At 73.6% G+C, this 12,302-nt stretch carries 13 protein-coding genes; 6 read left to right on the top strand and 7 right to left on the bottom strand.

Features of this window, described 5'->3' with window-relative positions; genetic code table 11:
* Positions 1-279: 279 nt before the first annotated feature.
* Entirely contained in the window at positions 280-885 is a 606-nt protein-coding gene (locus ASG49_RS06125; protein WP_235561924.1) for a TetR/AcrR family transcriptional regulator, read from the bottom strand.
* Positions 886-957: 72 nt separating this feature from the next.
* Here ASG49_RS06125 and ASG49_RS06120 point away from each other — a divergent pair, with 72 nt between their 5' ends.
* From ASG49_RS06120 to ASG49_RS06105, 4 genes are read left to right on the top strand one after another with little or no spacing between them, the layout of a single operon-like run.
* Entirely contained in the window at positions 958-2,508 is a 1,551-nt protein-coding gene (locus ASG49_RS06120; RefSeq protein ID WP_056538400.1) for an NAD(P)/FAD-dependent oxidoreductase, read from the top strand.
* The gene (locus ASG49_RS06115) at positions 2,505-3,356 is read left to right on the top strand and encodes an SDR family oxidoreductase (protein ID WP_056538397.1); all 852 of its coding nucleotides are present in this window, start codon (positions 2,505-2,507) and stop codon (positions 3,354-3,356) included. Before ASG49_RS06120 ends, ASG49_RS06115 begins: the two co-directional genes overlap by 4 nt.
* A 44-nt stretch (positions 3,357-3,400) precedes the next feature.
* Positions 3,401-3,946 carry a DUF402 domain-containing protein gene (locus tag ASG49_RS06110; RefSeq protein WP_056538394.1) on the top strand — a complete coding sequence of 182 codons (546 nt, stop codon included), beginning with the start codon at positions 3,401-3,403 and terminating at the stop codon, positions 3,944-3,946.
* 25 nt (positions 3,947-3,971) lie between these two features.
* A complete protein-coding gene (locus ASG49_RS06105; RefSeq protein WP_056538392.1) occupies positions 3,972-5,084 on the top strand; it encodes a glutamate--cysteine ligase in 1,113 nt (370 codons plus the stop codon).
* 7 nt (positions 5,085-5,091) lie between these two features.
* Here the strand turns inward: ASG49_RS06105 and ASG49_RS06100 are convergent, their stop codons facing one another.
* Positions 5,092-6,219, bottom strand: a complete 1,128-nt coding sequence (locus ASG49_RS06100; RefSeq protein ID WP_235561923.1) for an aromatic acid exporter family protein — start codon at positions 6,217-6,219, stop codon at positions 5,092-5,094.
* Between the two features lie 125 nt (positions 6,220-6,344).
* Between ASG49_RS06100 and ASG49_RS06095 the strand changes: the two genes are divergently transcribed.
* On the top strand, positions 6,345-7,751 hold the full coding sequence (locus ASG49_RS06095; RefSeq protein WP_082533819.1) for a wax ester/triacylglycerol synthase family O-acyltransferase: 1,407 nt from the start codon (positions 6,345-6,347) through the stop codon (positions 7,749-7,751).
* A 7-nt stretch (positions 7,752-7,758) separates the two neighbouring features.
* Here the strand turns inward: ASG49_RS06095 and ASG49_RS06090 are convergent, their stop codons facing one another.
* The 5 genes from ASG49_RS06090 to ASG49_RS06070 all read right to left on the bottom strand — a co-directional run bounded on the left by ASG49_RS06090 (position 7,759) and on the right by ASG49_RS06070 (position 11,446).
* Entirely contained in the window at positions 7,759-8,085 is a 327-nt protein-coding gene (locus ASG49_RS06090) for a helix-turn-helix domain-containing protein (protein ID WP_056538389.1), read from the bottom strand.
* Positions 8,086-8,204: 119 nt separating this feature from the next.
* Positions 8,205-8,849 (bottom strand): response regulator transcription factor, encoded by a 645-nt coding sequence (locus ASG49_RS06085; RefSeq protein ID WP_056539885.1) that lies wholly within the window; start codon positions 8,847-8,849, stop codon positions 8,205-8,207.
* A 79-nt stretch (positions 8,850-8,928) separates the two neighbouring features.
* Positions 8,929-9,444 (bottom strand): flavin reductase family protein, encoded by a 516-nt coding sequence (locus ASG49_RS06080; RefSeq protein ID WP_056538386.1) that lies wholly within the window; start codon positions 9,442-9,444, stop codon positions 8,929-8,931.
* Complete coding sequence (gene macS / locus ASG49_RS06075; protein WP_082533818.1) at positions 9,441-10,625, bottom strand: MacS family sensor histidine kinase; 1,185 nt, start codon at positions 10,623-10,625, stop codon at positions 9,441-9,443. The genes ASG49_RS06080 and macS overlap by 4 nt, the downstream gene beginning before the upstream one ends.
* Before the next feature lie 2 nt (positions 10,626-10,627).
* On the bottom strand, positions 10,628-11,446 hold the full coding sequence (locus ASG49_RS06070) for a 1-acyl-sn-glycerol-3-phosphate acyltransferase (RefSeq protein WP_056538384.1): 819 nt from the start codon (positions 11,444-11,446) through the stop codon (positions 10,628-10,630).
* 193 nt (positions 11,447-11,639) lie between these two features.
* Between ASG49_RS06070 and ASG49_RS06065 the strand changes: the two genes are divergently transcribed.
* The gene (locus ASG49_RS06065; RefSeq protein WP_056538381.1) at positions 11,640-12,257 is read left to right on the top strand and encodes a hypothetical protein; all 618 of its coding nucleotides are present in this window, start codon (positions 11,640-11,642) and stop codon (positions 12,255-12,257) included.
* The last annotated feature ends 45 nt before the right edge of the window (positions 12,258-12,302 follow it).

Raw genomic sequence — 12,302 nt, 5'->3', positions numbered from 1 at the left:
CCCGGCTTCCCGAGGTCGCCTGGGAAACCGTCGCTGCGCCGGGACCACGACCCCGGCACAGCAGCAGGACTCCCGGGCAAGCAGGCGACGCCGCCGGTCCCGGGCCGATTTCCGAACACCCGGACCCTCCCGTACGGCGTGTCGCGGACCCGCTGTTCGGAGAACCCGGTTTCCCGAGGTCGCCTGGGAAACCGTCGCTGCTCCGGGACCACGACCCCGGCACAGCAACAGGACTCCCGGGCAAGCAGGCCGGGCAGACCGGGCAGACCGGGCCACCCCTCAGGGGCGCAGCGGGGCCAGGATGCCGGGGAGGGAGGCGGCGAGGTGGTCGAGGAGCTCGGCGCGGGACACACCGCGGTCGTCGCGCACCCACTCCACGACGACCTCCTCCATGAAGGCCGCCCAGCCGCGCACCAGCAGCCGGACGGCGGGGGTGTCGGTGAGCCCGAGCTGCCGGGCCTCCTGGGCCACCGCCCCGTCGAACAGCCGGTCGGTGAGCGCGTTGCGTGACTGCTCGTAGATCTGCTGCAGCTCAGCGCTGCCGCCGGCGGCGCCGCGGACCAGGGAGACGTAGCCGCGGTAGTTGGCCGCCACGTAGTCGACGTAGCGCTCCAACGAGCCGGCGAGCTGCTCGAGCTGGGTGCCGACGCCGTCGGGGGCGGTGACGGCGAACAGGTCGTCCGCGGCGCGGCGTACGACGGCCACGTGGAACTCCTGCTTGCCGCCGAAGTAGTGGTAGAGCAGCCCGCGCGAGATGCCGGCCTCCTCGGCCAGCACCTCGATCGAGAGGTCCTCCAGCGACCGGGACCCCAGCAGCCGCACGCCCAGCTCGAGCAGCTGCTCGCGGCGGGCGTCCGGGGACATGCGGACCCGTGACGACGTCATGTGGGCCATCTTACTGAACTTCTTTCAACAGGCTTGTTGACGCGCGTTCAACAGGCTGGGACCGTAGACGGCATGAGCCAGCAGCAGACCAGCACGACCGACGCGCAGCAGACCGACGGCCCCTCGCTCCCCTCCCGGGTGCGGGTCCTGGTGGTCGGCGCCGGGTTCGCCGGGCTGGGCACCGCGATCAAGCTCGACGAGGACGGCGTCACGGACTTCGTGGTCGTCGACAAGGGCGCGACCGTCGGCGGCACCTGGCGCGACAACACCTACCCCGGCGCCGCGTGCGACGTGCCCAGCCAGCTCTACAGCTTCAGCTTCGCGCCCAACCCCGACTGGACGCGCTCGTTCTCCCAGCAGCCGGAGATCCACGCCTACCTCGAGCGCACGGCGCGCGAGGCCGGCGTGCTCGACCGGTTCGCCTTCGGCGTGACCGTCGAGGACGCCACCTGGGACGAGACCGACCGGGTGTGGCAGGTCGTGACCGACCACGGGACCGTGACCGCCGAGGTCCTGGTGACCGGCTCGGGCGGGCTGTCCGAGCCCCGGCTGCCCGACATCGAGGGCATCGAGTCCTTCGACGGCCGGATCTTCCACTCGGCCCGCTGGGACCACGACACCGACCTCGCCGGCAAGCGCGTCGCCGTGATCGGCACCGGGGCCTCGGCCATCCAGATCGTGCCGCGGCTCGCCGAGACCGTCGGGCACCTCGACGTCTACCAGCGCACCGCGCCCTGGATCGTGCCGCGGCAGGACCGTGCCTACCCCGCCCTGGAGCGCGCGGCGCTGCGGCACGTGCCGGGCCTGCAGCGGCTCTACCGGCTCGGCGTGTTCCTGACCCGCGAGACCTACGTGCCGGCCTTCACCGCCGCCCCCGACATCGCCAAGCCGGCCGAGCTGATGGCCCGGGCCAACATCCGCAGGGGCATCTCCGACCCGGCGCTGCGCGAGGCCGTGACGCCGGACTTCAAGCTCGGCTGCAAGCGGGTGCTCATCTCCAACGAGTACTACCCCGCGCTGGCCCAGGACCACGTCGAGCTGGTCACCGACCGGATCGCCCGGGTCACCCCGACCGGCATCGTCACCGCCGACGGCACCGAGCGCGAGATCGACGTGCTCGTCGTGGCCACCGGCTTCCACACCACCGACCAGCCGATCGCCCACCACATCAAGGGCCGCGACGGCCGCACCCTGGCCGACGTGTGGCGCGAGCACGGCATGACGGCGTACAAGGGCACCACGATCGCCGGGTTCCCCAACCTGTTCCAGATCGTCGGCCCCAACACCGGGCTGGGCCACTCCTCGATGGTCTTCGTCATCGAGAGCCAGATCCGCTACATCCGGGCCGCGCTGGCGCACCTCGAGCAGCACGCCGTGGCCACGGTGGAGCCGCGACCGGAGGCCCAGCGCCGCTGGAACAAGCGGCTCCAGCGCCGGATGCAGCACACCGTGTGGCACCAGGGCGGCTGCGCCAGCTGGTACCTCGACGAGCACGGCCGCAACACCACGCTCTGGCCGCGCAGCCTGTTCACGCTGCGGCGCCAGCTCGCCGGCTTCGACCCCGCGGCGTACGTCGCCACCCCCCAGCAGCGCACCACCGACACCGAGGAGAACGCAGCATGAGCTCACGACTGGACCGACTCCAGGGCAAGGTCGTCGTCGTCACCGGCGCCGGCTCCGGCATGGGCCGCGAGGTGGCGCTGCTCGCCGCCCGCCACGGCGCCCGCGTCGCCGTCAGCGACGTCAACGAGCAGGGCCTGGCCGAGACCGTCGACCTGCTCAAGCACGCCGGTGCCGCCGAGGTGCGCAGCGACCGCGTCGACGTCGCCGCCCGCCAGGAGGTCGTCGACTGGGCGGCCGCCGTGGCCGAGCAGTTCGGCACCGTCCACGTGGTCGTCAACAACGCGGGCGTCAGCTACGCCGGTGACTTCGAGGAGATGCCGTACGACGACTTCGACTGGATCGTCGGCATCAACTTCATGGGCGTCGTGCACGGCACCAAGGAGTTCCTGCCCCACCTGATCGCCTCCGGCGACGGCCACCTGGTCAACATCTCCAGCCTCTTCGGCCTGATCAGCATCCCCGGCCAGAGCGCCTACAACGCCACCAAGTTCGCCGTCCGCGGCTTCACCGAGGCGGTGCGCGAGGAGATGATCGTCAACCGCCACCCGGTCAAGGTCACCTGCGTGCACCCCGGCGGCATCAAGACCGGCATCGCCCGCAACGGCCGCAAGGTCGCCGGCACCAACGTGCAGGCCACCGACGACTTCTTCGACCAGAAGCTGGCCAAGATGACGGCCGACAAGGCCGCCCGGATCATCCTGGAGGGCGCGATGGCCGGCAAGCCGCGCCAGCTGGTGGGCCTCGACGCCCACGCGCTGCACCAGTTCGGCCGCATCGCGGGCGCCCGCTACCAGGACGTCGTGGCCCGGGTCGCCGGCCGGATGAACCCCGGCAAGAAGATCGTCTGACGGGCTCCGGGACGACCGGCCCGACGGGTCGTATCCTCGCCCGCATGCCTCCCGCACCCGACCCCACCCGCACGGCCGCCGCCGTGCGGGTGGAGTGCCGCAAGTGGCCCGACTCCCCGCACTGGGAGTTCGACGCCGTGCGCCTGGGCCAGGACGGCCACGGCACCTGGGTGGGCATCACCGAGGGCACCCTGCTGGCCAGTCCCACCCGCGCCTTCCACGCCGCCGCCGACCACGTGACGCTGGTGCCCCACGACGCCTGGTGGCTGGCCACGTTCTACGGCGACGACGCCCGCCGCCCCTTCGACGTCTACGTCGACATCGCGACCCCCGCGACCTGGCACGACGACCACCTGGTGCGCGCCGTGGACCTCGACCTCGACGTCATCCGGGGCACCACGGGCCGGGTCTGGGTCGACGACGAGGACGAGTTCGCCGCCCACCGGGTGGAGCTGGACTACCCCGACGAGGTCGTCGAGGGAGCGGTGCGCAGCTGCCAGGAGGTGCTCGCCGCCGTCACCGATCGCACCGGCGCGTTCGACGGCACCCACCTCGGCTGGCTGGACCGGCTGCGCCGCACGCAGCGCTGAGGGCGGGTCGTGGAACGATGAGCCGGTGCCCATCGACTTCCACGACTCCCCCACCCCCAGCCTCGGGGTCGAGTGGGAGTTCGGGCTCGTCGACCGGCACTCCCGCGACCTCGTCAACGCCGCCTCCCAGCTCTTCGACCTGGTGGCCGAGCGCCACGGCGAGCAGCCCCGCATCCACCGCGAGTTGCTGCGCAACACCGTCGAGCTGACCACCGGCATCTGCCGCACCACCGGCGAGGCCGTCGACCAGCTCGCCGAGCTGGTCGACCTGGTCCGGCCGCTCGCCGCCGAGCTGGGCGTCGACCTCTACTCCGCCGGCACCCACCCCTTCGCGGAGTGGTCCCGTCAGCAGCTCACCGCCGGCCAGCGCTACGAGGAGCTGATCGCGCGCACCCAGTGGTGGGGCCGCCAGATGCTGATCTGGGGCGTCCACGTCCACGTCGGCGTCAAGGGCGAGCACGCGATGCCGGTCGTCTCGGCGCTGCTCAAGTGGTACCCCCACCTCCAGGCGCTGTCGGCCTCCTCCCCCATCTGGGCCGGCACCGACACCGGCTACGCCAGCAACCGGGCGATGATGTTCCAGCAGCTGCCCACGGCCGGCCTCCCCTTCGCCTTCGAGGACTGGGCGGGCTTCGAGCGCTACGCCGACGACCTGCTCACCACCGGCGTGATCGAGCACATCGACGAGATCCGCTGGGACGTCCGACCCGCGCCGACCCTGGGCACCGTCGAGGTCCGCATCTGCGACGGCGTCTCGACGCTGCGCGAGATGCGGGCCCTGGTCGCGCTGACCCACTGCCTGGTGGTCCACCTGGTCGAGCGGCTCGAGCGCGGCGAGACGCTGCCCACGCTGCCGCCGTGGCACGTGCAGGAGAACAAGTGGCGGGCCGCGCGCTACGGCCTCGACGCCTGGATCATCCTCGACGACACCTCCGCCGAGCGGCTGCTGCGCGACGACCTGGCCGACCTGCTGGTCGAGCTGGCCCCCGTCGCCGAGCGACTGGACTGCGTCGAGGAGCTCGCCTCGGTCGCCGACATCCCCCGGCAGGGGGCGTCGTACCAGCGCCAGCGGCGCGTCGCCGAGCGCACCGGCGGCGACCTGGTCGCGGTCGTCGAGTCGGTCGTCGGCGAGCTGTAGCCGGTCCTCAGTCGGGCAGCCGCGGGATCTGGTTGGTCGCGACCACGGGGTCCATGCCGCTCACGGCGAGCAGGTCGGCCACGATCGAGCGGACCTGGGCCAGCACCACCTCGGCGGAGAGGTCGTGGACCCGCTCGGCCCGCGAGGTCGCCCGGCCCAGCTCGGTCAGCCGGGCCCGCACCGACCCGGGCAGCCGGCCCGCGGCGAGCTCCTCGGCGACGGCGTCGCTGCACTCGGCGAGCTCGCGCAGCAGGGCGGCGTACGACGCGGGGACGGGCTCGTCGCGCATGCCGGCCACGGCCACGCGGCGTACGAGCACCCGGGTGTTGCGCAGCGCGAAGTCGAGCGGCTCGACCAGCTCCGCCATCGCCCGTACGCCGCCGCGGTGCCGCAGCCGGAAGGGCGAGGACGCCACCACCGACAGCCCCTCGGCCGAGGCCGCGCGCAGCTCCTCCACCAGCCCGTCGGTGGTGCGGGCGTCGCGCAGCACCTCCATCGAGCGCTCGGCGTCGCCGTCGAGGACCCCCTCGGCGGCCGCGCGCAGCAACCCCGAGATCTTGCGGACCACCACGGCCGCCTGCTCGCGCGGGCGCCGCAGCGGCGCCCGGGGCACGACGGTGGCCGCCACCAGGGCGACCGCGCCGCCGACCAGGGCGTCGGTCCACCGCAGCAGGGAGGCGCCGGGGGCGGGCGCCAGGGTGGCCACGATGATCGCCTGCACCGCGGCCTGGGTGACCAGGAGCGTGCCGGCGTCGAGCAGGAGCGCCGCGGTCATGGCCAACGCCACGAGCAGCACGATCTGCAGCGGACCGTTGCCGAGGGTGTAGGTGATGACGTCGCCGAGCAGGACGCCCACCGCGACGCCCACGGTGACCTCCGCGACCCGCCGCAGCCGCTGGCCGTAGCTGGTGCCGAGGCTGACCACCGCCGCGACCGGGGCGAAGAACGGGGTGGGGTGCTGCAGCAGGTCGCGCGCGACGAACCACGCGACGCCCGCCGCGACGGCGCACTGCGCCACCTGCCACGACTTGGCCCGCAGCCGCGCGCGCCGCTGCCGCATGCTCAGCCGGCCCGCGGCCAGGGCGGTGCCCATCATCGGCGAGGCACCGGCGACGCGGCGACGGGGCTGGTCCACCCGGTGAACCTATCCAAGCGCCCGACCACGGTCCGCGGCTGCTCGACGGGAGCCGAGGTTACCCGCCGGTTGTGTCGGGCGTCACGACACGCGAGGATCAGGCCAAGACAAGAGAGGCCATACCTGTGGTGGTTCCGATCGACCCGACCTCGGCGGCGTTCCTGTTCGCCGAGAACCGACAGATGCCGATGCACGTCGGCGGTCTCCAGCTCTTCGAGCGCCCCGAGGGCGCGCCCGAGGACTACGCCCGGCAGATCTACGAGTCGATGAGCGAGGCCGGGGACATCGCTCCCCTGTTCCTGCGGCGCCCGACGCGAGGCATCACCACCGCCGGGCAGTGGGTCTGGACCGAGGACGACGACTTCGACCTGGAGTACCACTTCCGCCACAGCGCGCTGCCCGAGCCCGGCCGGGTCCGCGAGCTGCTCGAGCTGTGCTCCCGGCTGCACAGCACCCGCCTCGCCCGGGAGCGGCCGCTGTGGGAGGCACACCTCATCGAGGGGCTCCACGACGGCCGGGTGGCGCTCTACACCAAGCTGCACCACTCGCTGGTCGACGGCGTCTCGGCGATGCGGCTGCTGCAGAGCGTGATGTCGACCGACCCGGACGAGCGCGGCATGGCCCCGATGTGGGCGGCGCGACCGAAGGCGCGCACCCGGAAGGCGCGCGAGGAGGCCGAGCGGAGCATCGCCGGCGTGCCGGTCGACGCGTTCCGCGCCGCCCTCGGCATCACCGCCGACGCGGCGGGCCTGCCCGGGGCACTGGTCAAGACCCTGCTGCACGGCGTCCGCAACGAGACCTCGGCGCTGTCGCTCTACGCCCCGCGCACCATGTTCAACACGACCATCACGGGCTCACGCCGCTTCGCGGCGCAGGGCTGGCCGCTCGAGCGGCTGCGGGCGGTCGGCAAGGCCAGCGGCACCACGCTCAACGACGTCGTGCTCGCGATGTGCTCGGGCGCGATCCGCAGCTACCTCATGGAGCGTCAGGCGCTGCCGGACACCGGCCTGGTCGCGATGGTCCCGGTCGGGCTCAACGCCAAGAAGGCCGGCGAGGCCTCGGGCGACGGCGGCAACGCGGTGGGCGCGGTCATGGTCAAGCTCGGCACCGAGCTGCCCGACGCCGCCGACCGGTTGTCCTCGATCCACGCCTCGATGGTCACCGGCAAGCAGGCACTGAGCTCGATGACGCCGCTCCAGATCACCGCCATGACGGCGCTGGGCATGGCCCCCTCGATCGTGATCCCCACGCTGCGGCTCCACGGCCTGCTGCGCCCGCCGTTCAACCTGATCATCAGCAACGTGCCGGGGCCGCGGAAGACGCAGTACCTCAACGGCGCACGGATGGTCGGCACCTACCCGCTGTCGATCCCGATCAACGGCATGGCGCTCAACATCACCTGCAACAGCTACGTCGACGACATGTGCTTCGGCCTGACCGGCTGCCGGCGGAGCGTGCCGTCGCTGCAGCGGCTGCTGACCCACCTCGACGACGAGCTGGGCGCGCTGGAGAAGGCGGTCGGGGTGGCCTGAGCCGCGCTCAGGCGGCGGAGGCGACGACGTCGCCGTCGCCGGCGCGGAGGTCGCGCTCGACGAGGCCGGGCACCGGCAGCAGCGCCAGCTCCTGGGTCTCGACGTGGTCGCTCACGTCGCGCAGCACGCTCGACAGCGGCAGGTCGAGGGCCTCGCACAGCGCTGCGAGCAGCTCGGAGGACGCCTCCTTCTGGCCGCGCTCGATCTCGGAGATGTAGCCGAGGCTGACGCGCGCCCGGGCCGAGAGGTCGCGCAGGGTCATGGACTGGCGCATCCGCTCGGCGCGCAGCACCGCACCCAGCGACGCACGGAACAACAACGTGCCCTGACCCATGTGGGGCTCCCTTCGGCTGTGCTGCACAACGCTACCGGTCCGCCCATGCTTCCCGTGGGACGGTTCGCCGATCGGGCCGGTCGGCCGGTCGGTCGGGACGCACCTGCGTGCGCACGGCCTCAGCCGAGCGGCTCGTCGTCCAGCCCCTGCTCGATGGCGTAGCGGACCAGCTGGACCCGGTTGTGCAGCTGCAGCTTGCGCAGCGTGTTCTGGACGTGGTTCTGCACGGTCCGGTGGGAGAGCACCAGCCGCTCGGCGATCTGCTTGTAGGACAGCCCCTTGGCCACGAGGCGGAGCACCTCGGTCTCGCGGTCGGTCAGCCGCGGGGTGTCGTCACCAGCCGTCGTCGGGGTGTCGGAGAGCCGGCGGTACTCCCCGAGCACCAGCCCGGCGAGACCGGGGGTGAACACGGTGTCGCCCAGCGCGACGCGTCGTACGGCCTCGAGGAGCTCGGCGCGCGAGGCCGACTTGACCAGGTAGCCGGTCGCCCCGGCCTTGACGGCGTCGAGGACGTCCTGCTGCTCACCGCTGGCGGAGAGGATGAGCACCCGCACCGACGGGTCGAGCGCGACCACCCGCGCGGTCACCTCGACGCCGCGGGGCTCGGGGATCTGCAGGTCGAGCACGAGCACCTGAGGTCGTGCGGCCGGGAACCGGGCCAGCGCCTCGCGACCGTCGGCCGCGGTCGCGACCACCCGCATGCCGTCCTCGGTCAGGTCGCGCGCGACGCCCTCGCGCCACATCGGGTGGTCGTCGACGACCATCACCCGGAGCGCGTCGGACACGTCCGGCTGGTCCGGCTGGTCCGGCTGGTCGTTCTCCCCCTGGCCCACGCGCGTGACCCTAGCGGCCCGCGGGCCGCGCGTAGCGTCCCCGACGGTGCTCCAGCGGGTCGGGGTCGTCGTGCAGCACCACGTCGACGACCCGGGCGTCGACGAGGTCGGACCAGCCGACCTCACGGACGTCGGCCACCTCGACCAGCGCGTGGCTGGTGGCGGGCAGCAGCACCGGCCCGTGGCTCCCCTGCTGCCACTCGGCCCCGCGGAACGGACCCCCGGGTGAGGGCAGCAGGCCCGCGAAGGCCTCGGCCAGGTCGCGGTGGCGCCACTGCAGCAGGTGCACCACCGCCCGTCCGGTCGTCTCCAGCACGTCGCGGAAGTCCGAGTCGGGGTCGACCAGGCCGAGCACGTGACCGGGCTCGCCGCGACCCACGACCACCGAGGACACGGTCAGCCCAGCGTGGGTGCCGTCGAGGTCGCCCGCCGTCCAGAGGGTCACCGCCCCGCCGAGGCGGCCGCGCAGTCGGCGTACGGGATCGGGGTCGGGGTCGGCGAAGGGGTGCTCGGTGTGGATGGTCACGCGGGCTCCCGCCGGCCGGGGTGGCGCGGGACGCGGAGCTCCCACTCGGTGCCCTCGCCCGGCGCCGACCGCACGGTCGCCTCGCCGCCGAGGTCGCGCAACCGTCCCACGACCGACTGGTGGACCCCGAGCCGGCCCTGGGCCGCGGACTCCTCCAGCCGTCCCTCGGGGATGCCGGGGCCCTCGTCGCGCACGGTGACGACCCAGGCGTCGGGCAGCTCCTCGAGCAGCACCCAGGCCGGGGCGTCGCGACCGACGTGGTGGCGGACGTTGCTCAGGCACGACTCGACGGCCGAGACCACCTCGCCGGCCGTCTCGGCCGGCAGCACCGCCGGCGTCCCGGGCACGACCACCTGCACGTGGGCGGCCTGCAGCTCCGCCAGCAGCCGGGCCAGGTCTCGCTCGCCCAGCGGGGCCACGAGCTCGCTCGAGCCGGTCTGCACCAGCCCGCGCAGCCGCACCTCCTGCTCCCCCGCGAGCCGGCCGAGCTCGGCGCCCTCGGGTCCGAGCTCGGGACCCCGTCGCTGCACCAGCGCCAGCACCTGGAGCACGCCGTCGTGCACCACCCGGGCCAGCCGCTGCCGTTCCCCCGCGGCGGCCGCGGCCCGCTCGGCCCGGTCGCGCTGCGAGGCGGTCTGCTGCAGCAGGATCGACAAGAAGCCGACCACGGCGCCGCCCAGCACTAGCAGGAAGATGTTGCCGTAGTTGGCCTGGGTGAAGTCGTCGCGGATGCTGACGTCGGTCACGCTCACCGCGGCGGCGGCCGCGAGACCACCGGGGGCGCGCCAGACCACGGCCCAGGCGAGCACCACGCCCATCACCCAGAAGCCGGGCAGGGTCGCGCTGAACCCCTCGCCCTTGACGTACGGCGTCAGGGCGATCGCCCCCAGACCGACGGCGAGGTCGGCCACCAGCAACGGTGCCCGCCGCCAGCTGCGCCTGCCGTAGGCCCAGACCGCGACCACGGTCCAGCCGGCGAGCACCGCCACGACGACCCAGCCCAGCCGGGGGTGGGCGTAGTCGCCCGAGCGCAGGGCGTAGAGCACCAGCGCGTTGGCCAGCACCACGAACCGCAGCACCCCGAGGGCGCGGAGCAGCGTGGCCTGCACCGGCCCGTGCTCGTCGGCACGAGCGGCGGGCCCGGGCTCGCCCTCGCGGGCGACGCCAGGCGTGCCGACCACCCTCAGGAGGCCCTCGCGTCGGGCTCCGTCCGGCCACCGGGCAGCGGGGTCATCTCCGAGCCGTCCGTGCCGTCCGTGCCGTCCTGGGCGGAGCCGGCGGCCGACTCCGCAGCCTCGGCGGCCTCGCGCCTGGAGGCCCGCTCGGCGCGGGCGGTCTCCTTGGCGACGGCGGCGTAGGTGTCGACGTACTCCTGGCCGGAGAGCCGCATGATCTCGTACATGATCTCGTCGGTGATCGACCGCAGGATGTAGCGGTCGTTCTCCATGCCCTCGTAGCGGCTGAAGTCGAGCGGGCGGCCGTAGCGCACGTCGGGCCGCGTGAACTGCCCGAACTTCTTGCCGGGCGGGGCGACGACGTCGGTGCCCACGACGGCCACGGGGACCACCGGGACGCCGGTCTCGAGCGCGAGCCGCGCGACGCCGGTCTTGCCGCGGTAGAGGCGACCGTCGTGCGAGCGGGTGCCTTCGGGGTAGATGCCGAACAGCTCGCCGGAGGCCAGCACGCGCTTGGCGGTCCGCAACGCCCCCTCGGCGGCGTTGGCGCCCGAGCGGTCGATCGGCACCTGGCCGGCGCCGGAGAAGAACTTCTTCTGCAGCCAGCCCTTCACGCCCGGGGAGTTGAAGTACTCCGCCTTGGCCACGAAGGTCACCTTGCGCGAGATGGTGAGCGGCATGAAGAGCCAGTCGGCGTACGACAGGTGGTTGCTCGCCAGGATCGCCGGGCCGTCCTCGGGGACGTGCTCCCCTCCCATGACCCGCGGCCGGAAGACCACGCGCAGCACCGGCCCGAGGGCGATGTACCGCAAGAACCAGTAGAACAACTCAGCCGACCTCCCTGCCTGCCGTTCGAACACTAGGGCATGGGTGCCCCCGGGGCCGAACCCTCGACCGACCTCCGGTCGCTGGTCCACCGCGGGGCCACGTGACACGATGGGGGCCACGCTCCGGGGGTCGTCCCGGACCCTGCGGAGGTAGACACGTGAGTGAGCCCACCGGCGCACCGGAGGAGCGGCCGTGAACCCCTCCGACGCCGATGACGAGCGGTCGGCCGAGACCGACCCGGCGGCTGACCCGGCCTCCGACGCAGCCCGCGACCACGCCCCCGACCACGCCCCGGGCCATGCGACCGACCACGCCCCGGCCGCGACGCCCGACGGGCCCCAGGACGCCGCCGCCCGCGAGGCCGCGGCATGGCAGGCCATCGTCGACAACTACGGCGACCACCCCTCCTTCGACGACCCCGGCCCCGCCGCGGCGCCCCCCGCGGCACGCCCGCCGGCCCGCCGGGGCCCCGAGCGCATCGACCTCGACGACGGCTCGGCCGGCTCCCTGGCCGACGCGGGACGACGGCCGCGGGACGACGAGGGTCGGCAGGAGCCAGACGACCCGGACGACCACTTCGTGCCGCCCCCGCCGCCCCGGGTCGCGCTGGCCACCCCGCCCCGGCTGCTGGCCTGGCTGGGCCTGTTCGGCGTGCCGCTGCTGACCCTCGTCGCGATCGTCGTCGGGGCGTCGTTCCCGCAGTGGCTGAGCGTGCTATTCATGGCCTGGTTCGTCGGCGGGTTCGTCTTCCTGGTCGCCTCGATGCGGTCGGGTCCGCGCGACGGCCACGACGACGGCGCGGTGCTCTAGGGCGCGGCGCCCGCACCACCACCGCACCCACCGCGCACCCGGCCC

It is taken from the genome of Marmoricola sp. Leaf446, assembly GCF_001424755.1.
Classification (GTDB): Bacteria; Actinomycetota; Actinomycetes; order Propionibacteriales; family Nocardioidaceae; genus Marmoricola.
Note: the sequence above shows the minus strand (reverse complement) of the source record. Positions and strands in the feature narration are given on the sequence as shown.